Consider the following 20813-nt stretch of genomic DNA (forward strand, 5'->3'; position numbering starts at 1 on the left):
CGACGCCCCGCCTAAAGCGAACGCGCCGACCCTTCCATCCGCAGGCGTCCATCGCCGCCTTCCGTCCAGGTCCGGATGCTGCCGTCGACATTGCGCCGGGCTTTGACGAGAAAGCGAACCCCGGCGATCAGCGGGCTCAGGCCGCGATAGTCGAGCGCCAGCGTCGTCGTCCCCGCCAGCGTGGCCGCGATGTTGAGCATCAGCGTCGCCTGGATCGGGCCGTGGACGACGAGCCCGGCATAGCCTTCATCAGTGGTCGCATAGGGCTGGTCGTAATGGATGCGGTGGCCGTTGAAGGTCAGCGCCGAGTAGCGGAAGAGCAGGGTCGGGCTGGCTTCGACCTCCCAGACGAGATCGGCCGGCTCCGGCTCGGCCGTGGCGGTGGGCGTTGCGGTCTGCAGGTTCGTGGCCTCGCGGTAGACGATGTCGTGGCGCTCGCGGAGCGCGAGCCCGCGCGGGGTCGAGACCTCGTGATGGACGGCGACGAAGCAGAGCGCGCCGCTGCGGCCTTCCTTGGCGGTGACGTCGCCGATGGTCGAGCGGCGCGTGACGAGATCGCCCTCGCGCAGCGGCGCCAGCGCCTCGAGGCGCCCGCCCGCCCACATCCGCCGTGGCAGCGGCACGGGCGGCAGGAAATCGCCCTTCGCCGGGTGGCCATCGGGGCCGAGCGCGTTCATCGGCGCGATCGGCGGCGCCAGGCACCAGTGCAGCGCCAGCGGCGCCTCGCCTTCTGGGCCGGGCGCGAGATGGGGCGTGAAGGTGGCCGCATAGCTCTCGATCAGGCGCGGCGTGACAACGTCGGAGGCCTCTTCCGTCCTGCCGATCCAGCGGCGGAGATGGTCGATGTCCATGTGCTTTTCCCGGGGCGTCATTCTCGGGCGCAGCGGAGCGGAGACCCGAGAAACTCTGGCAGGAGATGCTCGGGTCGAGCCCGAGCATGACGTGTGGCTTCAGTAGGAGCGCGGCATGCCCAGCACATGCTCCGCGAGATAGGACAGGATCAGATTGGTCGATATCGGCGCCACCTGGTAGAGCCGCGTCTCCCTGAACTTGCGCTCGATGTCGTATTCCTCGGCGAAGCCGAAGCCGCCATGGGTCTGGATGCAGGCATTCGCCGCTTCGAAGGAGGCGTCCGCCGCCAGCATCTTGGCCATGTTCGCCTCCGCGCCGGCATTCTCGCCGGCCTCGTAGAGCAGCACCGCCTCGCGCACCATCAACTCGGCGGCGCGCATGTTGGCGTAGGCCTTGGCGATCGGGAACTGGATGCCCTGGTTCTGGCCGATCGGTCGGCCGAAGACCTGGCGCTCTTTGGCATAGGCCGAGGCCTTCTCGATGAACCATTTTGCGTCGCCGACGCATTCGGCCGCGATCAGGATGCGCTCGGCGTTCATGCCCGAGAGGATGTAGCGGAAGCCCTTGCCCTCCTCGCCGACGAGGTTCTCGGCGGGGATGCGGACATTGTCGAAGAAGACCTCGGTGGTGGCGTGGTTCATCATCGTCCGGATCGGCCGGATGGTGAGCCCGCTCTTGAGCGCCTCGCGCATGTCGAGCAGGAAGACCGAGAGCCCGTCGGTGCGCTTGGCGACCTGGTCGCGCGGGGTGGTGCGCGCCAGCAGCAGCATCAGGTCCGATTGCGCGGCGCGGCTCGTCCAGATCTTCTGGCCGTTGACGATGTAATGGTCGCCTTCGCGCTTCGCGGTGGTGCGCAGCGCGGTGGTGTCCGTCCCGCTGGTCGGCTCGGTGACCCCGAAGGCCTGCAGGCGCAGCTCGCCCGAGGCGACACGCGGCAGCCAGGCCTGCTTCTGCGCCTCCGAACCGTGGCGCAGCACCGTGCCCATGACATACATCTGGGCATGGCAGGCGCCGCCATTGCAGCCCTGGCGCTGGATCTCCTCCATGATGACGCTGGCCGCCGACAGCGTCAGGCCGGCGCCGCCATAGGCCTCCGGGATCAGCGCCGAGAGGAAGCCGCTTTGCGTGAGCGCCGCGACGAACTCGGTCGGATAGGCCATTTCGCGGTCGAGCTTGCGCCAGTACTCGCCGGGGAAGCCGGCACAGAGGCGGGCGACGGCGTCGCGAATCTCGGCATGGTCTGACGGGTGCTGCATGGCGTCGCTTGTTCTGCTGTCGGGCTCGATCAACCTCTGCGTCATCCCGGACGCAGCGAAGCGGAGCTCCGGGATCCATCGTAGGGCGCATACGGCCCAGAGCGTTCGCTCTACGATGGATCCCGGATCTGCGCGGCTTCGCCGCTTGTCCGGGATGACGGTGGGGTTCGTGAGAGACGGGATTGGTCGCCGAATTCCGCCCGCAGCGCGTCATCATGCTGGCCGAGCGCCGGCACGGGGCGCATCGTCACGCGCTGTCCGTCGACGATGGCCGGCGGGGCGAGGACCTCGACGGGGCCCGACGGCGTTGGCGTGGCCAGCGCGGTCGCGGCGGGGTGGGTGATCAGGTCGCCGACGCTGGAGACGGTGCCATAGGCGATGGCATAGCGATCGAGCGCGGCGGTGACCTCGGCGAAGGATCGCGTCGCGAGCAGGGCCTGAACCTCGCGATCCACCGTCTCGCGCTGCCGCACCCGCAGGACATTGGTAGCGAAGCGGGCGTCCTCGGCGAGCGCCGCGCTGCCCAGGACCTCGCGGGCGAGGATCCGCCATTCGCGCTCGCTCTGGATCGAGATCAGCACATCCCCATCGGCCGTGGAGAAAACCCCATAGGGAGCGATGGAGGGGTGGGCGAGGCCCAGCCGCGGTGGCTCGATGCCGCCATAGCGCCGCGTCAGATAAGGCACGTTCATCAGGTCGCCGAGCGTGTCGAACAGCGAGAGCTGGATCGCGGAGCCCTCGCCGGTCTTCGCGCGGCGCAGCAGCGCCTCCAGGATCGCGGCATAGGCGGCCTGGCCGGTGGCGATGTCGGCGATCGAGACGCCGATCCGCGACGGCCCCGAGGCTTGCGTGCCGGTGATGGCGGCGAGGCCGGATTCCGCCTGGACCAGCAGGTCGTAGGCCTTGCGGGTGTGGTGCGGCGTGCCCGGCGCATAGCCCGAGACGTCGCAGGTGATCAGGCGGGGATAGCGTGCACGCAGCTCGGCCGCGCCGAGGCCGAGCCGGCCGGTGGCACCCGGTGCGAGGTTCTGGATGAAGACATCGGCTTGGCCCAGCATGGCCTCGACCATGGCGCGGTCATCGGCCTGCTTGAGATCGACGCGGCAGGATTCCTTGCCCCGGTTCAGCCAGACGAAATAGGAGGACAGGCCTTTCGCATAGTCGTCATAGCCGCGGGCGAAGTCGCCTTCCGCGCGCTCCAGCTTGATCACGCGCGCGCCGGCATCGGCGAGCTTGCAGGTCGCGGTCGGCACGGCCACCGCCTGCTCCAGCGCCACCACCAGAATTCCTTCGAGCGCGTTCATCGTCGTTCCGGCGGTTCGCCTTGCCCATCACAACCGCAGACGGGCCGTCGAAGCCGGGGCCAAGTCAAATAGGGTTTTGCGATGAGGGCCATAGCGAAATCCTCGCTGTGCGGCGATCTCCATAGATTATCGCTATGGCCCTCATCGTTTTATCCTACTTGTCCTGCCGGATCGCCCATGCACCCCTCTGCGCTCCAGGCAGCGTGCCACCCAAGAGCGCGCTCCAGAAACCATTCAGGGAGAGGTCACGATGAGCACCAAGAGATCAGCCGTAGCCGCATTCGCCCTGGGAGCGCTGATGGCGCTGCCGGCGCAGGCGCAGGACAAGCCGAAGGAACTGGTCGTCGGCATCGCGACCTTCCTGTCCGGGCCGGCCTCGGTCTTCGGCGTCCCGGGACGGAATGCCGCCGATCTGTTCATCGAGGAGCTCAATGCCAAGGGCGGCATCCTCGGCGTGCCGGTGAAGCCTGTTTATGTCGACGAGGGCGCCGGCACCAACCAGCTGATCTCGGAATATCGCCGCGTCGTGCAGGACCAGGGCGCGCAGGTGATGTTCGGCGCGATCTCGTCGGGCTCCTGCAACGCGCTCGCCCCCGTCGCCGAGGACCTCAAGGTCGTCAATGTGATGTGGGATTGCGGCACGCAGACCATCTTCGAGGAGGGCAAGTGGAAGTATTCGGTCCGCACCCAGGGTCATGCCGGCGCCGAGATGATGGCGACGCTGCTCTACCTGATGAAGACCAAGCCGGACTTCAAGACGATCGCGGTGGTCAACCAGGACTATGCCTGGGGGCGTGAGTCCTGGGCGCTGTTCCAGGCCGGGCTGAAGGCGCTGAAGCCTGACGTCAAGATCGTCGCCGAGCTGTTCCCGAAATTCGGCGCGCCGGATTTCTCGACCGAGATCACGCGCCTTTCGGCGCTGCGGCCCGATGTCGTGCTCTCGACCTCCTGGGGCGGCGATCTCGACACCTTCGTCCAGCAGGCCGCCGCGCGCGGGCTCCTGAAGCAGTCGACTTTCGTGCTCCCGCTCGCCGAAAGCTCGATGGAGCGCCTGGGCGCGGTGATGCCCGAAGGCGTTATCGTCGGCGGCCGCGGCGACCACTACTTCCTGCATCCCAAGCACAAGAACTCGGCCGAGATGCAGAATTTCGTGAAGAAGTACAAGGACAAGACCAACGTCTATCCGATCTATCCGACCTTCCACATGAACCAGGCCGTCACCGGCCTCACCAAGGCCTATGAGAAGGCCAGCGCCGCCAATGGCGGCAAGTGGCCGACCAAGGAGCAGGTCATCGCCGCCTTCGAGGGGCTGGAGTTCAAGTCGCTGACCGGGACGATCACCATCCGTTCGGACCATCAGGGCCTCGAGGACCAGCTGCTCGGCACCACCAAGCGCGTGGCGGAATACCCCTTCGCCGTCTACGACAAGATGGCGCTCTATCCCGGCAAGCTGGTGACCACGCCGGTCGGCCAGAAGTCGCTCGACTGGTTCTCCAAGATCAAGCCCGAGATGGTCGCCGACAAGTCGATCGAGACCTTCGACTATTCGAAGTAATCGAACCAGCCGCATCCGCCGCCGTCATCCCGGACAAGCCGCGTAGCGGCGCAGCTCCGGGATCCATCGGAGGGCACCGCGCTCTACGATGGATCCCGGATCTCCGCTTCGCTGCGTCCGGGATGACGCGGAACGGTTGATCGCAATCCAGAATCGGATGGCCATGCCTCCTGAAATGCTCTTCCTCGCCGCGCTCGACGGCCTCGCCTATGGCTCGCTGCTGTTCCTGGTGGCGGTCGGGCTGTCGCTGATCTTCGGTGTGCTCGGCGTGCTGAATGTCGCCCATGGCTCGTTCTACGCGATCGGCGCCTATGTCGCGGCGAGCGCCGTGCTGGCGGCGGCCGGGATGGGTCTGCCGACCTGGCTTGCCTTCCCACTGTTCCTGATCTCCGCCATCCTCGTCGGCGTCGTCGTCGGCGGGCTGGTCGAGGCGCTGCTGCTGCGGCGGATCTACGGCAAGGAGGAGGTGCTGCAACTCCTCGTGACTTTCGCGGTCTTCATGATCCTGGAGGATGCGCAGAAGGTCGTCTTCGGCACGCAGCCGCTCTTCGCCAATGCGCCGATGAACTGGCTCGGCACGGTCGAGGTCTTCGGCATCTATTACACCCGATACCAGCTCATCCTGATCCCGCTGGTGGCGCTGGCCGTTCTGGTGGGCCTGCGGCTCTTCCTGCGCCGGACCGCCTTCGGGCGCGCGATCGTCGCGGTGACCCAGGACCGCGAGGCGGCGATGGCGATGGGCATCAATGCGACGCGGATCTATCTCTTCACCTTCATGATCGGGGCCTCGCTGGCGGCGCTGGGCGGAGCTCTGTCCTCGGCCACGACCTCGCTGACGCCGGGCATCGGCTCGGGGATGATCGTGCTGTCCTTCGCGGTGGCGGCCACGGCCGGGCTGGGGCGGATCGAGGGCGCGGCGGTGGCTGCCCTGATGATCGGGCTGGGACGCTCGGCGGCGGTTTATTTTGCGCCGGAATTCGACGTGCTGATCCCTTATCTGATCATGGTCGCGGTGCTGCTGATCAAGCCGGAAGGGCTGTTCACCACGCTGCAGACGAGGAAAGTCTGATGGCGCGCCAATATCTCATCGGCGCGGCGCTGCTGATCGCGCTCATCGTCTTTCCCGTGATCTCGCCCTGGGCGACGGTCATTCTCACCGTCGCGCTCTGCGAGGGGCTGGCGGCGCTCGGCATCCTCGTGTTGCTGCGGGCGGGCCAAGTCTCCTTCGGCCATGGGCTGTTCTTCGCCTTGTCGGCTTATGTCGTCGCCTTCATGGCGGCCGCGAGCTTCGGACACGAGGTGCTGCTGCTGGTGCCGATCGCCACCGCGGCCTCGGGCCTTGTCGCCGCGGTCGTCGGGCTCTTCATCGTGCGCTACCGCGCGATCTTCTTCGGCATGCTCAACTTGGCCATCTCGATGGTGTTCTTCTCGCTTTTGGAGAAGCTGTTCTCGATCACCGGCGGCGCCGACGGCAAGCGCGTGCCGCGGCCGACGCTGGCGGGCATGACGCTCGATCGCGAGACCTTCGAGTTCTGGATGTTCTACATCACCCTGGCGCTGGCGGTGGTCGCGGCGCTCGGGGTCGCGCGCTATCTCGTCTCGCCTGGCGGCAAGGCGCTGGAGGCGATCAAGTCGAACGAGACGCGGCTGGAATATCTCGGCGTCTCCAGCCGCAAGGTGCTCTACGGCGCCTATCTGCTCTCGGGGCTGCTGGCGGGCTTGGGCGGCGCGATCATCGCGCTGGTCTCGGGCCATGTCACGCCGGAGCTGGCCTATTGGGTGCGCTCGGGCGAGTTCGTCTTCATCGCGATCCTCGGTGGCGTCGGCGGCGTGGCGGGACCCTTCCTGGGCGCGCTGATGTTCCAGATCATCCGCGGTTATGCGGCCGTGCATGCGCCGGAGACCTGGCATGCGGTGCTCGGCGTGATGCTGCTGGTGATCATCTTCTTCGCGCCGAGCGGGCTCTACGGGCTGATCGCGGGCCGCAAGCGCCCGGCCGCCGCGAGCTCTGGCGAGGAGGGCGGGCGATGAGCGAGTTCATCCTCGAGGCGCGCGACCTGGAACTGCGTTTCGGCGGCGTGCTGGCCGCCAATGGCGCGAGCCTGAAGGTGCGGGCCAATGAGCGCATCGCCATCATCGGCCCCAACGGCGCCGGCAAGACCACCTTCATCAACCTCTGCACCGGCTATCTGAAACCGCAATCGGGCCGCGTCGTCTTCGCGGGGCAGGATGTGACGGGGCTGTCGCCGCGCACGATCGCGCGGCGTGGCATCGGCCGCTCCTTCCAGATCCCGCAGCTCTTCACCGACAACACGGTGATGGAGAACCTGCTGCTGGCGTTGAGCGCGCGCGAGGGCACATGGTCGCCCTTCCTGCGGCTCGACCGCCACCCCAAGCGCGTGGAGATGACGGCGCTGCTCGACAGTGTCGGCCTGCGCGACACTGCCGAACGGCTCGTGCGGGAGCTGCCGGAGGGCATGCGCAAGCTCATCGACATCGCGGTGGCGCTGGCGCTCGACCCGAAGCTGATCTTCATGGACGAGCCGACCTCGGGCGTCTCCAGCTCCGAGAAGTTCCAGGTGATGGACACGCTGACGCGCGCGCTCGATGCTCGCGCCACGACCGCGATCTTCGTCGAGCACGACATGGACGTGGTCGCGCGCTACGCCAGCCGCGTCGCGGTCTGGTCGGGCGGGCGCATCGCACTGGAAGGCACGCCCGACGAGATCCTCAATCATCCCGAGGTGCGCGAAACCGTGATCGGGGTGGGAGTTTAGCCATGCTGGAGATCAGGGGACTGTCTGCCGTCATCGAAGGCGTGCAGGTGCTGCGCAAGGTCGATTTCGCGCTGGCTGAGGGCGCGACGGTGGCGCTGATCGGCCGCAACGGCGCGGGCAAGACCAGCCTGCTGCGCGCGATCATGGGCTTCATGACCGTGACGGAGGGCACCATCGCCTTCGACGGCCGGCCGATCCTGACGATCCCGCCGCATGAGCGGCCGCGGCTCGGGATCGGCTATGCGCCGGAGGACCGGCGGCTGTTCTCCAGTTTCTCGATCGAGGAGAACATCCGCTTGCCGGCCGAGGTGATGAAGGTGCCGGGCGCCGAGATCGCCAGGCGATTGGAGGGGATCTACCAGGTGCTGCCGGAACTGGCCGATCTGCGCCATCGTGCGGCCGCTGGCCTTTCGGGCGGTCAGGGCAAAATGGCGGCACTGGCGCGGGCGCTGATGGTGGGGCAGCGCATCATCCTGCTCGACGAGCCCTTCCAGGGCCTCGCGCCGGTGCTGGCGCAGCGTTACGCGACTGCCCTGCGTGCGCTGCGCGACAGCCATCCCGAGATCGCGTTGCTCATCACCGAATCCAATCCCAGTCTGCTGCGCAGCTTCGCCGAGCGTGCCTATGCGATCGAGCGCGGCGAAGTCACGGAGGTGGCTGGCGGCCTGGCGGCAAGTTCGCTCGAAGCGGCGGGGCTGCATTAGGTCGCAGACGGAACACACCGTCATCCTGGACAAGCCGCGCAAGCGGCGCCGCTCCGGGATCCATCGGAGGGCTCCAGCGCTCTCCGATGGATCCCGGACTTCGCTGCGCGAAGCCCGGGATGACGATGCGATTTTGAGATCAAGCACTCGTTGTCGAGTTAGGAGAAACCTATGACCCAGCACTTCATCAACGGCCGCCATGTGGCGGGCCGCGGCGGCGAGACCATGGCCGTGCTGGCGCCCGCCACCGGCGAGGAGTTCACCCGGATCGCCTGCGGCACGGCCGAGGACATCGACGATGCGGTGAAGGCGGCGCGCGCGGCCTATGAGGGCGCCTGGGGCAAGCTGACGGCGGCCGAGCGCGGCCGGCTGATCGCCAAGCTCGGTCTCAAGGTGCTCGACAATTTCGACGAACTCGCCCGCACCGAGGCGCAGGACACCGGCAAGCCGATGGCGCAGGCCCGGGCCGATATCGAGGCGACCGCCCGCTATTTCGAATTCTATGGCGGTGCCGCCGACAAGGTGCACGGCCACATCGTGCCGTTTCTCAACGGCTACAGCGTCAACGTCATCCATGAGCCGCATGGCGTCACCGGCCATATCCTGCCCTGGAACTACCCGGCGCAGATGTTCGGGCGGTCGCTGACTGCGGCGCTCGCCATGGGCAATGCGGTCGTGCTGAAGCCGGCCGAGGAGGCCTGCCAGACGGCGTTGCGGCTGGCGGTGCTGGCCTCCGAGGTCGGCTTCCCCGACGGTGCGATCAACATCGTCACCGGCCGCGGGCATGAGGCGGGCGCGGCTCTCTCGGCCCATCGCGGCGTCGACTTCATGTCCTTCACCGGCTCGCCCGAGGTCGGCAAGATGGTGCAGCACGCCTGCGCCGAGCATCTGATCCCTTGCACGCTGGAACTCGGCGGCAAGTCGCCCCAGATTGTCTTCGACGATGCCGATTTCGACGCCGCCGTGCCGATCGTCTGCAAGGCGATCGTCCAGAACACCGGGCAGACCTGCTCGGCCGGCTCGCGCGTGCTGGTGCAAAGCCACGTCTATGACGACTTCATGGGGGCGGTCGCCAAGGAGTTCACCAAGCTGCGCGCCGGCACGCCGGAGATGGACCTCGATTGCGGCCCGGTGATCAACGCCAAGCAGCGTGGCCGGGTGCAGAGCTTCATCGATCAGGCCCGCGAGGCCGGCATCCCGGTCATCGCCGAGGGGCAGATCGCGCAGGGCGTGCCCAATGGCGGTTTTTACGTGACGCCGACGCTGTTCGGGAAGGTGCCACGCGGCAACCGGCTGGAGCAGGAGGAGGTGTTCGGCCCGGTGCTCGCCGCCTTCCCCTTCAGCGATGAGGCAGACGCGATCAAGCTCGCGAACTCGACCGAATACGGGCTCGTCGCGGCGGTCTGGACCAAGGATGGCGGGCGCCAGCAGCGCGTCGCCAAGAAGGTCCGCGCCGGCCAGGTCTTCATCAATGGCTATGGCGCCGGCGGCGGCATCGAGCTGCCTTTTGGGGGCACCGGCAAATCCGGCCATGGCCGCGAAAAGGGCTTCGCCGCGCTGGAGGAGTTCGCGGTGACCAAGACGATCGTGCACAAGCACGGGTGAGAACTGTCATTCCGGGGCAGCGCGCAGCGCTGAACCCGGAACCCACGACTGGGTCGGACGTCAATCGGCGCAATGACGGGCTCACCCGGTCGTGGGTTCCGGGTTCGCGCCGTTGGCGCGCCCCGGAATGACAAACCTCACATCATGATGACGTGCCGGATGGTGCGGCCTTCATTGAGGGCGTCGAAGCCCTCGTTGATGCCGTCGAGGCCGCTTTGGCTCGTCATCAGTTTGTCCACCGGCAGCTTCCCGCGCAGATAGAGGTCGACGAAGCGGGGGATGTCGCGCATCGGGATGCAGGAGCCGACGTAAGAGCCCTTCAGTGTCCGCTCCTCGCCGACGAGGCGCACGGGGGCCAGCGACAGGGTATGGGCGGGGTTGGCGAGGCCCGCCGTCGTGGTCGTGCCGCCGCGCCGCGTGATCTGGTAGGCGAGGTCGAGCGCCTTGACCGAGCCGGCCATCTCCAGCCCGTGGTCGACGCCGCCTTTGGTCGCGGCGCGGATTGCCTCGATGACGCCTGGATCGCCCGCGTTGAAGGTGTCGGTCGCGCCGAGATCGCGCGCGATCGCGAGCTTCTCCTCCGAGAGGTCGACCGCGATGACCCGGGAAGCGCCGCAGGCGGCGGCGCCCATCAGCGCGCTCAAGCCAACGCCGCCGAGGCCGACGACGGCGACCGTCTCACCGGCCCGCACCTTGGCGGTGTTAACTGCCGCGCCGACGCCGGTCAGCACCGCGCAGCCGAAGAGCGCGGCAATCTCGTGGGGAATGTCGGCCTCGAGCTTCACCAGCGAGTGGCGCGAGATCACGGCGTATTCGGCGAAGGCAGAGACGCCGACATGGTGGTGCACCGGCTGGCCATGGGCCGAGAGCCGGCGACCACCGCCGATCAGCTCGCCGATGCCGTTGGCGGCATTGCCGGGCTCGCAGAGCGCCGGGCGGCCTTCGGCGCAGGGCGAGCAATGGCCGCAGGAGGGCACGAAGACCATGATGACGCGGTCGCCCTTCTTCAGATCCTGGATGCCGGGGCCGGGCTCGACGACCTCGCCTGCCGCCTCATGGCCCAGCACCATCGGCACGGGGCGCGGGCGGTTGCCGTCGATCACCGACAGGTCGGAGTGGCAGAGACCGGCGGCGCGGACCCGAACCAGCACCTCGCCCGGACCCGGCGGGGCGAGCTCGAACCTCCTCGATCGAGAGCGGCCGGCTCTGCGCGTAAGGGGCGGAGACGGGGCTGGCGTTCAGCACGGCGGCGCGGATCTTCATGAAGGCGTTCCTCGGCAGGCTTGTGTCGTTGCCGCCATCGGGCCGCAAATGGCGGGGCCTGTCAAAGATCGTTTCGCGATCCCCGGCATAAGCGGGGAGCATGCGGGCGCGCGAATGCGCGGCCATAGCATTTCCGTCTGAGCGGGATCGCCAAATCGCATTGGCCGCGGGCATCGGGCCCGGCCAAAGATGGCGTTCCCAAAAACATGGCATTCCCAGGAAGACCGAGGACAGATCATGAGACTGAAGGGCAAGACGGCGCTGATCACCGGCGCGGCGCAGGGGTTCGGCTTCGGCATCGCCGAGACCTTCGTTCGCGAGGGCGCGCGGGTGGCGCTGCTCAACCTCAACGGCGACAAGGCCAAGGAGGCCGCGCAGGCGATCGGCCGCCGGGCTTTCGCCGTGACCTGCGACGTCGGCAAGGGCAAGAGCGTCGAGAAGGCCGTGGCGCGAGTCATCGCCAAGGTCGGGCGGCTCGACATCGTCGTCAACAACGCCGGCATCAGCCACCGCAACCAGCCCATGCTCGACGTCAGTGAGGAGGAGTTCGACCGCGTCTTCGACGTCAACGTCAAGTCGATCTATCTGATGGCGAAGGCGACGGTGCCGCATTTCCGCGAGCATGGCGGCGGCGTGATCCTCAACATCGGCTCCACCGCCGGTGTACGGCCCCGGCCGGGCCTGACCTGGTACAACGGCTCCAAGGGCGCGGTGAACCTGCTGTCGAAGTCGATGGCGGTGGAACTGGCGCCGGACCGCATCCGCGTCAACGCGATCGCGCCGGTTGCCGGCGAGACGCCGCTGCTGGCGACCTTCATGGGCGAGGACACGCCGGAGAAGCGCAAGGCCTTCACCGCGACGATCCCCTGGGGCCGGTTCTCGACGCCGCAGGACATCGCCAATGCCGCGCTGTTCCTGTGCTCCGACGAATCCGAGATGGTGACCGGCAGCGTGCTGGCCGTCGATGGCGGGCGCTGCGTCTGAGAGATTGGAGCCGGTGGCGGGGATACCCGCCGCCGGTGCTCAGGCCGCCTTGTCCTTCATGCCGCCATCGGTGAGGCGGTACCAGGCGATGATGGCCGAGACGTAGAGCGCGTTCAGCGCGTGCAGGGGCAGCGGGCTGATCGGCACGACCGGGAAGGGCAGGCGGCCCTTGTCGCCGGTGGCGATATAGCCGGCCATCGCCTTGCCCATGGCGCTCTGCAGCCCGACGCCGCGGCCCATGCAGCCGATGTCGACGAGCAGGCCGGGCTCCGGCTCGTGCAGATGCGGCAGGAAATCGCGCGTCAGCGCCACCCGCCCGCACCAGCGGAAGTCGAAGGGCACGCCCTTCGCCTGCGGATACATCTTGCCGACGACGCGCTCGAGATGAGCCCAGTCGGCGGCGTCCCTCGGCTCGCGGAACGGGCCGCGCCCGCCCATCAGCAGGCGGTTCTGATGGTCCTTGCGGAAGTAGAGCAGCAATTGCCGCGTGTCGGAGGTGACCTGTCCCTCGGGCAGGATCGTGCCGGCGACATTGTCTGACAGCGGTTGTGTCGCGACGATGAAGGAGTTCGGCCGGATCACGGTCTGGCGCAGCTTCGGGATCAGGTCGCCGGTGTAGCCATTGGTGGCGACGACGACGCGCGGCGCCTTGACGGTAGCGCCCTGGGCCGTGCGCACCGTCCAGGTCGATCCACTGCGCGTGAGCGAGACGACCTTGCTCTGGCCGTGGATGGCGGCGCCGGCCGCGATGGCCGCCTTCGCCAGGCCGCGGGCATAGGCCAGCGGCTGCACGCCGCCGGCGCGCCGGTCTACCCAGCCGGCGAGATAGCGATCCGTGCCGAGCAGGCGGGCGGCGGCGTCCTGGTCGAGGAAGGCGGCATCGACGCCGCGCGCCTGCCATTCGGCGGCACGGCGCTTGACCGTCTCGACCATGGCCGGGGTATGCGCACCTTGAATCCAGCCGGCGCGCTTGTGCGGCACGTCCATTTCGTGTTTCGCGATCAGGTCGAAGACGAGATCGGCGGTCGAGCCGACGAAGCCGATCAGCGCCTCGCCCGCGACGGGACCGAACTTGGCGAGGATTTCGCTCGGATCATATTTGATGCCGGGGATGACCTGCCCGCCATTGCGGCCCGAGCCGCCCCAGCCGGGCTCATGCGCCTCGAGCACCACGACGGAGACGCCGGCCTCCGCCAGATGCAGCGCGGTCGACAGTCCGGCGAAGCCGGCGCCGATCACGCAGACATCGGCGCTGACGTCCTGCGCCAGCGGCGGTGTTGGCGCTGCGGCCGGCGCGGTCGCGAACCAGAGCGAGGGGGCGAGCGGGAAGGGTTCGGCCACGGGGCTTGCTCCTCAGATCGGACGCAGCACGCGGCGCAGGAAATCCTGCGTGCGCGGATGGGTCGGCGCGCTCAGCACCTCGCGCGACGGGCCCTGCTCGACGATGACGCCGCCGTCGAGGAAGAGCACGCGGTCGGCGACCTCGCGGGCGAAGCCCATCTCATGGGTGACGACGAGCATGGTCATGCCCTCCTCGGCCAGGCTCTTCATCACCTGCAGGACCTCGCCGACGAGTTCGGGGTCGAGCGCCGAAGTCGGCTCGTCGAAGAGGATCGCCTTGGGCTGCATGCAGAGCGCCCGCGCGATGGCGACGCGCTGCATCTGTCCGCCGGACAACTGCCCGGGATAGGCGTCCATCTTGTTGCCGAGGCCGACACGATCGAGCAGTTCGCGCCCACGCGCCATCGCCTGTGCCGCCGGCTCCTTCTTCACGAAGATCGGCCCCTCGACGACGTTCTCCAGCGCGGTGCGGTGGGGGAACAGGTTGAAGCGCTGGAACACCATCGCCATCGCGGTGCGGATGCCGACGATCGAGGGCTTGTCGCGCTCGACGCGTTCGCCGTCGATCGTGATCGCGCCGCCATCATAGGATTCGAGCCCGTTGATGCAGCGCAGGATCGTCGACTTGCCGGAGCCGGACGGTCCGATCAGGCAGACGACTTCGCCCCTGGCGACGCTCGCCGTGATGCCCTTGAGCACCGGAAACGAGCCGAAGCTCTTGGTGACGCCGGTGATCTCGATCATCGGCGCGCCCGCCATCGCATGCCCGGTCATCGCCTGGCCCCCTTGCCGAAGCGGCGTTCGAGCCAGCTCACCAGCCCCATCAGCGGCAGGCACATCGCCAGATAGAGCAGGGCGACCAGCGTGTAGACGGTCATGTTCTTGAAGGTGGAGGAGGCGATCAGCGTGCCCTGCAGCGTGAGTTCAGCCACCGTGATGGTCGAGGCCTGCGAGGAATCCTTCAGCATCATCACCATGATGTTGCCATAGGGTGGCAAAACGAGGCGGATCGCCTGCGGCAGGATCACCCGGCGCATGGTCAGGCCCCAGCCCATGCCGATCGACTGCGCGGCCTCGATCTGGCCGTGGTCGATCGCCTCGATGCCGGCGCGGAAGTTCTCGGACTGATAGGCCGAATAGGCGATGCCGAGCCCGATAATCGCCGCCTGCAGCGCCGTCAGCGCGATGCCGAACTCGGGCAGCACGAAGTAGATGTAGAAGAGCTGCACCAGGATCGGGATGCCGCGCAGTGTGTTGACGACGATCTTGGCGGTCGTCGCCAGCCAGCCGATGCCCGACACGCGCATCAGCGCCCAGACCAGGCCGAGCACGGTCGAGAGCGCGAGCGAGCCCAGCGCGACGATGATCGTGAACTTCACGCCCTGCAGGAGAAGCGGCAGGAACTGGGTGGCGTCGCGCAGGAAGGTTTGCATGCGGTTCTTGGCGTCTAAGGCAGGCAGTCAGAAACGTGTGAACCTCAGCCCGTCATCCCGGACAAGTCGCGAAGCGACGCCGATCCGGGATCCATCATAGGATGCAACAATGCCCTACGATGGATCCCGGAGCTTCGCTTCGCTGCGTCCGGGATGACGGTGTGGTTCGTGCGGGAGAACCCGACCGGCGCTCAGGCGAGCCCCCACTTGGCCAGGATCTTGTCGACCGTGCCGTCGGCCTTGAGCTTGGCGAGGCCGGCATTGATCTTCTTCAGCAGTTCGCCATCCGTCTTGCGCACGCCGATGCCGACGGAGCCCGAGATCACCGGCTTGTAGGTCTTGACGATGCGCACGCGCGGGAACTGGCCCTGCGAGAGGTTGTAGGCGATGATCGGCAGGTCGAAGACAGCGGCCTGGACGCGGGCGGCGTTCACGTCGGCGAGGATGTCGGGCAGCGTCTTGTAGAGCTTCACCTCCGAGAACAGGCCCGAGCTCTGCAGCTTGTCGACATAGGCCGTGCCGATCTGCACGCCGATCGTCTTGCCCTTCAGGTCCTCCAGCGCGACATAGTCCTTCGTGTCGGTGGCCGGCACGATCAGGCCCTCGCCATAGGTGTAGATCGGGTCCGAGAAGTCGATCACCTCCTTGCGGACCGGGGTGATGTACATCGCGGCGGCGACGATATCGACCTTGTTGCCGGTGAGCGACGGGATCAGCGTCGAGAACTGCATGCCCTCGACCGCGACCTTGAAGTCGGAGACGGCGGCGATCGCCTTGATCAGGTCGACCATCACGCCTTCGATGGTGTTGGTCTTGGTGTCGAGGAAGGTGAAGGGGCTGCCCGTCGGCGTCGAGCCGACCTTGAGAACCGCCTGCGCCCAGGCCGGGCTCAGGCCGCCGGCAAGCGCGCTGCCTGCCAGCATCGACAGAAAGGTCCGACGTTCCATGGCGATATCCTCTGAGTGTGCGCCTGCGTGACGCGGTCGCAGGATTTTCACCTGCGTGAAGATACGAGCATAGGACAAACTTGTCGGCAAGCGATTTCACGTGCATGAAATAACGGCGACGAATGGAGCCTTCATGAGCAGCCCTGCCGCCCCGCCGTCCCGCCCGGAAGTCGATCAGGAGATCGGGGCCGGCCTGCGCCGCCTGCGCCGCGAGCGCCGCCTCTCGCTCATCGATTTGTCGACGCGGACCAATCTCTCGATCGGGTTCCTCAGCCAGATCGAGCGCGGCAAGTCCTCGCCGACGCTGCGGGCGCTGGTCAGCATGGCGGATGCGCTGGGGGTGGGCATCGGCGATCTCTTCCCGAGGGGCGGCGAGGGGGCTTCGTCCCAGACCGCGACAATCGTGCGCGCGGCCGGGCGCAGCGAGTTGAAGCTCTGGCGCTCCGGCATCCGCAAGCAGATGCTGACCCCTCATAGCGAGGGCGCCAAGCTCAGCCTCTATCTGGTCGAGATGGAGCCGGGTGCCAGCACGGGCGACGAGCTCTACACCCATGGTGGCGAGGAAGCCGGGCTGGTGATGAGCGGCGCGATGAGCCTCAGCGTCGAGCAGGAGAGCTGGACGCTGCAGGAGGGCGACAGCTTCCGCTTCCTGTCCTCGCGGCCGCACCGCTTCGCCAATGCGGCGGCGGGCGAGACGCGGGTTCTCTGGGTGAACTGCCTCTAAAGGCGCGCTCAGAGCGGCCGGCGCGGGCTCGCCACGCCGAAATGGCAGATCGGCTCGCCGGGCTTGGCCGTGGCGCTCGGGAAGATGACGAAGCCGTCGCTGGGTGCGGTCACGGCGCGGCCATCGGCGCGCGTCGCGAGCAGCGCCCCGGCCGGCACGCGGTCACCGGTCTTCCAGCCCTGCGCCACCCGGTCGCCTTCGGCCTCGCAGATCACCACCTCGGTCATCTGGATCACCGAGGCAAGCGCCGGCGCAGGGGCGGGCGCGTCGATCAGGCCGAGATGGGCAAGCGTGTTGCGGATGGCGGCATAGCCGATCTCGACGGAAGCCGGGTCGTCATGCTGCCCGCATTCCAGCGTCACGCCATAGCCGCCGGCAAAGCGCATGAACTCGGTCGTGCCGAAGCCCTCGGTGACGGCGAGCGGCGGCAGGTTCAGACGCTCGCGCGCGGCGATGATCTGGACGTAGTTGTCGAGCCAGCCATGGATCGCGACGGGAACCCCGAGGCATGCGGCCAACGCGAGCTCCGCCGCGCCGTGGCGGAAGGGCTCGAGCGGGCCGGTGTTGTCCTCCGGCCCGAAGAAGACGAAGGGCTCGCCCTCGCCGCGGAAGGAATGCACATCGAGCAGCACCTCGTGCTCGCGCAGCAGGGCGCAGAGCCTGCGGCCGATCCGGTCCTCGTTGTCGAGCGGCTGCAGCCGCTCGCGCAGGTCCCGGTTGAGATTGCGGTCGCCCTCGCGCGTGTTCTGGCGATAGGCCTTGGGGTTGGTCACGGGCACGAAGGTGATCTCGCCGCGCGCGATCAGCAGCCGGCCGGCCCGGCAATCGTCGACGATGCGCGCGATCGCCTTGGGGCCGCAGCTCTCATTGCCATGCACGGCGCCGAGCACGAGCAGCTTCGGCCCCGCCTGCAGGCCGTGGAAGCGGATGCTCTCCAGCGGCGCGGCGTCGGTGGCGGGAACGGTCCAGGTGGTGTCGGCAGGGGCTGTCATGGGGCGTCCGGAGGGGGAGGTGCGCGAGAAGGCCGAAAGGAGCCGGGTGCGTCAAGGCGCGGTGTGGTGCGGGGGAGAGGGATCGACCGAGGGATCAGCTAGCCGCCATCCTGCTTCACTCCGCGCGCGACGATCCGCAGCGCGCCATCGGGCAGGGGACGCTGGAGCGCGGCCGCCCGCTCCCAGGGCGCGGTCATCCAGGCTTCGCAGGCCTCCGGCGTGGTCAGGATGACGGGCATGGCCTTGGGGTGGATCGCCTTGACCTCGGCATTGGGGTCGGTGGTGAGGAAGGCGTAGAGATCGGCCGAAACCGGGCCCTCCTTCAGCTTGCGCGCGCTGGTCCATTGCGGCGTCCAGATACCGGCGAAGAAGGCCGTGGGGCGGTCCTCGCCGAAGGCGAACCAGATGTCGCCGCCCTCGGCCCTGTTGAACTCGCTGAAGGCGGTGAAGGGCACGAGGCAGCGGTTCTCGATGCCGAGCCAGCGGCGCCAGTGCGGGCTCTTGGTGTTGCGCACATTGGTGACGCCGGGGTCGGTCTTCCTGCCTTCCAGCGCGAAGGCGGGCGAGGGCATGCCCCAGCGCGTCATCGCCAGCGTCGGCGTCCCGCCCTCGTTGCGGATGACGGGCGCGGCATAGTCGGGAAAGATGCCGGGCTGCGGAACGATCTGTGCGGCCACGTCGAAGGTGGCGAAGAGCTTGCGCATCGCCTCGACATTGCGGGTGTGGCTGTAGAGGTTGCACATCGCTCAACCCTCTGCCCGGCCTCGGACCCGATACGGAGATCAGGAGAGCCGGATGGATGGATCGGAGGTCAGAACTCTCACGACGTGGATCCTGGAAGATCCGTTGGTAGCGGGAGAGGGACTTGAACCCCCGACACGCGGATTATGATTCCGCTGCTCTAACCAGCTGAGCTACCCCGCCCCAATGACCGGCCCGCCCGAAGGCCGCCGTTCGCCGGAGGCCGCGATATAGGGGGGCGGACTGGGGCTCGTCAAGCCTCGGCTCGCCGGTTCCCGCGCGGTCAGGCCGTTGCGGTCGCGGAGCCGGCGGAGGCGAGCTTGCGCAGCCGCACCACCTTGAAATAGCCCGAGCCGACATGGGTGGTCTCGTAGCGCCCGGTGCGCGCGGCCCAGCCGGTGAGGCGGCTGACCTTGAAGTCCGAGCTCCAGCCGACGGCGCGGGCGAGCGGCGCGAGTGCCGACCAGAGCGCGGCAAAAGGCCCGCCATCGTCGACGAGGCGGCTGGAGATCACGATCTCGCCGCCGGGCTTCAGCACGCGGTCCATCTCGGTCAGCGCCTGTTCGGGGTCGGGTACGAGGGTGATGACGAACTGCGCGGTCACCGCATCGAAGGCCTCGTCGGCGAAACCGAGCCGGCAGGCGTCCATCACCATCAGCCCGCGCACATGCGAGAGGCCCTGGCTGGCGACCTTGCGGTTGGCCACTTTCAGCATGTCGAGCGAAAGATCGGCGCCGACGACGCGCGAGCCCGGGGTGAAATAGGGCAGGGTCAGGCCCGTGCCGACGCCGATCTCGAGGATGTCGGGCCCGCAGGCGCAAGCCGCGGCCACGGCCTCGCGCTGCGGCCCGGCCAGCAGGTTCTGGTAGATCCGGTCATAGATGCGCGCCCAGATGGCATAGACGCGCTTCTGGCTTTCGAGATGGTCTGGCACCGGCATGGAGCGGCTCGCGAGCGGGATGGACGAAGAGGAGCCGGGCGGCCGGCGTCAGGAGAGGGCGAGGTCGGCGGTGGCCTTCGCCTGCGGCATCCGCAATTCGGGGCGGATGATGGTGCCGCCGCCGAGCACGCGGGCGCCGGGGCCGGCATCGGCATAGATCACGCAGGCCTGGCCGGGCGAGACGCCCTCCTCATCGGTGGCGAGTTCGACCTTGAGCCCGGCCGCGTCGCGCAGCAGGCGCGCCTCGCGCGGGGGGCGCGTCGAGCGCACGCGCACGGCGACATCGAGGCCTTCCGACGGCAGGGACTCAAGCGCAGTCTCGCCGAGCCAGTTGAGATCGCGCAGCCGGACCTCGCGGACATTGAGCGCCTCGCGCGGGCCGACGATGACGCGGGCCTCGTCGGCGTCGAGCCGCAGGACATAGAGCGGCTCGGGCGTGCTCAGGCCCAGGCCCTTGCGCTGGCCGACGGTGAAGCGCAGCACGCCCTCATGGCGGCCGAGCACCCGGCCGTCGAGATGGACGATTTCGCCCGGCCGCGCCGCGCCCGGCTTCAGCCGCTCGATGACGTCGGCATAGCGGCCATTGGGGACGAAGCAGATGTCCTGGCTGTCGGGCTTGTCGGCGATGCCGAGGCCGAGTTCGGCGGCGAGCGCGCGGGTCTGCGCCTTGTCGATGCTGCCGAGCGGGAAGCGCAGCAGATCGAGCTGCTCCTGCGTCGTCGCATAGAGGAAATAGCTCTGGTCGCGGTTGGCATCGGCGGCGCGGAACAGGCCGCGACGGCCATCGGCCAGCTCGCGGCCAACGACGTAATGGCCGGTCGCCAGCGCGTCGGCCCCGAGTTCGCGGGCGAGCCCGAGCAGGTCCTGGAACTTCACCGTGCGGTTGCACTCGACGCAGGGGATCGGAGTCTCGCCGGCGAGATAGCTCTCGGCAAAGCGCTCGATCACGGCGTCGCGGAAGCGGTTCTCGTAATCGAGGACGTAATGGGGGATGCCGATCTGCTCGGCGACGCGGCGCGCGTCATGGATGTCCTGCCCGGCGCAGCAGGCCCCGGCGCGGTGGACGGCGGCGCCATGGTCGTAGAGCTGCAGCGTCACGCCGACGACGTCATAGCCCTCGCGCTTCAGCAGGGCGGCCACCACCGAGGAATCGACGCCGCCCGACATCGCCGCGACGACGCGCGTGGCCGCGGGCGGCTTGGCGATGTCGAGGGAGTTGCGGGGCGCGGTCATGGAAAGCGGGGCGGTCCTGCGGCGGGGGAGGCGAGACGCGGGCTCTATACCGGTTTTGGCGCGGCGCGGCCAGCCGCGATGGGCAAAAGCTGCCGCCCGGAGGCCCCGATGCGGCCGATCTTGCCGCGGCCGATCGGCTTTGTTGCCTCTAACACTCTGATT

The 20813-nt window shown here is 68.1% G+C and carries 19 protein-coding genes, 1 tRNA gene and 1 pseudogene; 8 read left to right on the forward strand and 13 right to left on the reverse strand.

The annotated features are described in order from the left end of the window. Positions 1-11 precede the first annotated feature (11 nt). The 3 genes from SJY11_RS08835 to SJY11_RS08845 form a co-directional block, all read right to left on the reverse strand. Complete coding sequence (locus tag SJY11_RS08835; RefSeq protein WP_376986225.1) at positions 12-851, reverse strand: HTD2 family dehydratase; 840 nt, start codon at positions 849-851, stop codon at positions 12-14. 99 nt (positions 852-950) lie between these two features. Further along, positions 951-2108: an acyl-CoA dehydrogenase family protein gene (locus SJY11_RS08840; protein WP_376986226.1), complete on the reverse strand. Its 1158-nt coding sequence runs from the start codon at positions 2106-2108 to the stop codon at positions 951-953. A 110-nt stretch (positions 2109-2218) separates the two neighbouring features. Further along, complete coding sequence (locus SJY11_RS08845) at positions 2219-3412, reverse strand: CaiB/BaiF CoA transferase family protein (RefSeq protein ID WP_376986227.1); 1194 nt, start codon at positions 3410-3412, stop codon at positions 2219-2221. A gap of 250 nt (positions 3413-3662) precedes the next feature. Between SJY11_RS08845 and SJY11_RS08850 the strand changes: the two genes are divergently transcribed. From SJY11_RS08850 to SJY11_RS08875, 6 genes are all read left to right on the forward strand, one after another. Further along, positions 3663-4967 (forward strand): ABC transporter substrate-binding protein, encoded by a 1305-nt coding sequence (locus SJY11_RS08850; RefSeq protein ID WP_376986228.1) that lies wholly within the window; start codon positions 3663-3665, stop codon positions 4965-4967. A 163-nt stretch (positions 4968-5130) separates the two neighbouring features. Continuing rightward, a complete protein-coding gene (locus SJY11_RS08855) occupies positions 5131-6036 on the forward strand; it encodes a branched-chain amino acid ABC transporter permease (protein WP_326905972.1) in 906 nt (301 codons plus the stop codon). Next, entirely contained in the window at positions 6036-6998 is a 963-nt protein-coding gene (locus SJY11_RS08860) for a branched-chain amino acid ABC transporter permease (RefSeq protein WP_376986229.1), read from the forward strand. The genes SJY11_RS08855 and SJY11_RS08860 overlap by 1 nt, the downstream gene beginning before the upstream one ends. Next, a complete protein-coding gene (locus SJY11_RS08865) occupies positions 6995-7744 on the forward strand; it encodes an ABC transporter ATP-binding protein (RefSeq protein ID WP_376986230.1) in 750 nt (249 codons plus the stop codon). Before SJY11_RS08860 ends, SJY11_RS08865 begins: the two co-directional genes overlap by 4 nt. 2 nt (positions 7745-7746) lie before the next feature. Continuing rightward, positions 7747-8448 (forward strand): ABC transporter ATP-binding protein, encoded by a 702-nt coding sequence (locus SJY11_RS08870; protein WP_376986231.1) that lies wholly within the window; start codon positions 7747-7749, stop codon positions 8446-8448. Between the two features lie 171 nt (positions 8449-8619). Next, the gene (locus SJY11_RS08875; RefSeq protein WP_376986232.1) at positions 8620-10053 is read left to right on the forward strand and encodes an aldehyde dehydrogenase family protein; all 1434 of its coding nucleotides are present in this window, start codon (positions 8620-8622) and stop codon (positions 10051-10053) included. 137 nt (positions 10054-10190) lie between these two features. Here the strand turns inward: SJY11_RS08875 and SJY11_RS08880 are convergent. After that, a pseudogene (locus SJY11_RS08880) lies at positions 10191-11316 on the reverse strand (zinc-dependent alcohol dehydrogenase family protein). Between the two features lie 237 nt (positions 11317-11553). On the opposite strand from SJY11_RS08880, the gene SJY11_RS08885 reads away from it, so the two are divergent. Beyond that, entirely contained in the window at positions 11554-12300 is a 747-nt protein-coding gene (locus SJY11_RS08885) for a glucose 1-dehydrogenase (protein WP_376986233.1), read from the forward strand. 39 nt (positions 12301-12339) lie between these two features. Here the strand turns inward: SJY11_RS08885 and SJY11_RS08890 are convergent, their stop codons facing one another. The 4 genes from SJY11_RS08890 to SJY11_RS08905 form a co-directional block, all read right to left on the reverse strand. After that, the gene (locus tag SJY11_RS08890) at positions 12340-13641 is read right to left on the reverse strand and encodes an NAD(P)/FAD-dependent oxidoreductase (RefSeq protein WP_376986234.1); all 1302 of its coding nucleotides are present in this window, start codon (positions 13639-13641) and stop codon (positions 12340-12342) included. A gap of 12 nt (positions 13642-13653) precedes the next feature. Beyond that, entirely contained in the window at positions 13654-14385 is a 732-nt protein-coding gene (locus tag SJY11_RS08895; protein WP_324135143.1) for an amino acid ABC transporter ATP-binding protein, read from the reverse strand. Positions 14386-14411: 26 nt separating this feature from the next. Beyond that, positions 14412-15074 (reverse strand): amino acid ABC transporter permease, encoded by a 663-nt coding sequence (locus SJY11_RS08900; protein ID WP_376986235.1) that lies wholly within the window; start codon positions 15072-15074, stop codon positions 14412-14414. A gap of 191 nt (positions 15075-15265) precedes the next feature. Beyond that, positions 15266-16021: an ABC transporter substrate-binding protein gene (locus SJY11_RS08905; RefSeq protein WP_376986236.1), complete on the reverse strand. Its 756-nt coding sequence runs from the start codon at positions 16019-16021 to the stop codon at positions 15266-15268. Between the two features lie 133 nt (positions 16022-16154). Between SJY11_RS08905 and SJY11_RS08910 the strand changes: the two genes are divergently transcribed. Continuing rightward, complete coding sequence (locus tag SJY11_RS08910) at positions 16155-16745, forward strand: helix-turn-helix domain-containing protein (protein ID WP_376986237.1); 591 nt, start codon at positions 16155-16157, stop codon at positions 16743-16745. An 8-nt stretch (positions 16746-16753) separates the two neighbouring features. Here SJY11_RS08910 and SJY11_RS08915 read toward each other — a convergent pair whose 3' ends face one another. The 5 genes from SJY11_RS08915 to mnmA all read right to left on the reverse strand — a co-directional run bounded on the left by SJY11_RS08915 (position 16754) and on the right by mnmA (position 20651). After that, complete coding sequence (locus SJY11_RS08915) at positions 16754-17737, reverse strand: M14 family metallopeptidase (protein ID WP_376986238.1); 984 nt, start codon at positions 17735-17737, stop codon at positions 16754-16756. 98 nt (positions 17738-17835) lie between these two features. Beyond that, entirely contained in the window at positions 17836-18480 is a 645-nt protein-coding gene (locus tag SJY11_RS08920) for an SOS response-associated peptidase (protein WP_376986239.1), read from the reverse strand. A 104-nt stretch (positions 18481-18584) separates the two neighbouring features. Next, a tRNA-Met gene (locus SJY11_RS08925) sits at positions 18585-18661 on the reverse strand. A 100-nt stretch (positions 18662-18761) separates the two neighbouring features. Continuing rightward, the gene (locus SJY11_RS08930) at positions 18762-19418 is read right to left on the reverse strand and encodes a class I SAM-dependent methyltransferase (RefSeq protein ID WP_376986241.1); all 657 of its coding nucleotides are present in this window, start codon (positions 19416-19418) and stop codon (positions 18762-18764) included. A 48-nt stretch (positions 19419-19466) separates the two neighbouring features. Then, complete coding sequence (mnmA, locus tag SJY11_RS08935) at positions 19467-20651, reverse strand: tRNA 2-thiouridine(34) synthase MnmA (RefSeq protein ID WP_376986242.1); 1185 nt, start codon at positions 20649-20651, stop codon at positions 19467-19469. Positions 20652-20813 lie beyond the last annotated feature (162 nt).

The organism is Allobosea sp. R86505 (assembly GCF_042466375.1).
GTDB lineage: Bacteria > Pseudomonadota > Alphaproteobacteria > Rhizobiales > Beijerinckiaceae > Allobosea.

Bases quoted from the DNA above. Each gene is read 5' to 3' on its own strand.
- SJY11_RS08835 (WP_376986225.1), bottom strand. From the start codon at position 851: ATGGACATCGACCATCTCCGCCGCTGGATCGGCAGGACGGAAGAGGCC.
- SJY11_RS08840 (WP_376986226.1), bottom strand. From the start codon at position 2,108: ATGCAGCACCCGTCAGACCATGCCGAGATTCGCGACGCCGTCGCCCGC.
- SJY11_RS08845 (WP_376986227.1), bottom strand. From the start codon at position 3,412: ATGAACGCGCTCGAAGGAATTCTGGTGGTGGCGCTGGAGCAGGCGGTG.
- SJY11_RS08850 (WP_376986228.1), top strand. From the start codon at position 3,663: ATGAGCACCAAGAGATCAGCCGTAGCCGCATTCGCCCTGGGAGCGCTG.
- SJY11_RS08855 (WP_326905972.1), top strand. From the start codon at position 5,131: ATGCCTCCTGAAATGCTCTTCCTCGCCGCGCTCGACGGCCTCGCCTAT.
- SJY11_RS08860 (WP_376986229.1), top strand. From the start codon at position 6,036: ATGGCGCGCCAATATCTCATCGGCGCGGCGCTGCTGATCGCGCTCATC.
- SJY11_RS08865 (WP_376986230.1), top strand. From the start codon at position 6,995: ATGAGCGAGTTCATCCTCGAGGCGCGCGACCTGGAACTGCGTTTCGGC.
- SJY11_RS08870 (WP_376986231.1), top strand. From the start codon at position 7,747: ATGCTGGAGATCAGGGGACTGTCTGCCGTCATCGAAGGCGTGCAGGTG.
- SJY11_RS08875 (WP_376986232.1), top strand. From the start codon at position 8,620: ATGACCCAGCACTTCATCAACGGCCGCCATGTGGCGGGCCGCGGCGGC.
- SJY11_RS08885 (WP_376986233.1), top strand. From the start codon at position 11,554: ATGAGACTGAAGGGCAAGACGGCGCTGATCACCGGCGCGGCGCAGGGG.
- SJY11_RS08895 (WP_324135143.1), bottom strand. From the start codon at position 14,385: ATGATCGAGATCACCGGCGTCACCAAGAGCTTCGGCTCGTTTCCGGTG.
- SJY11_RS08900 (WP_376986235.1), bottom strand. From the start codon at position 15,074: ATGCAAACCTTCCTGCGCGACGCCACCCAGTTCCTGCCGCTTCTCCTG.
- SJY11_RS08905 (WP_376986236.1), bottom strand. From the start codon at position 16,021: ATGGAACGTCGGACCTTTCTGTCGATGCTGGCAGGCAGCGCGCTTGCC.
- SJY11_RS08910 (WP_376986237.1), top strand. From the start codon at position 16,155: ATGAGCAGCCCTGCCGCCCCGCCGTCCCGCCCGGAAGTCGATCAGGAG.
- SJY11_RS08915 (WP_376986238.1), bottom strand. From the start codon at position 17,737: ATGACAGCCCCTGCCGACACCACCTGGACCGTTCCCGCCACCGACGCC.
- SJY11_RS08920 (WP_376986239.1), bottom strand. From the start codon at position 18,480: ATGTGCAACCTCTACAGCCACACCCGCAATGTCGAGGCGATGCGCAAG.
- SJY11_RS08930 (WP_376986241.1), bottom strand. From the start codon at position 19,418: ATGCCGGTGCCAGACCATCTCGAAAGCCAGAAGCGCGTCTATGCCATC.
- mnmA (WP_376986242.1), bottom strand. From the start codon at position 20,651: ATGACCGCGCCCCGCAACTCCCTCGACATCGCCAAGCCGCCCGCGGCC.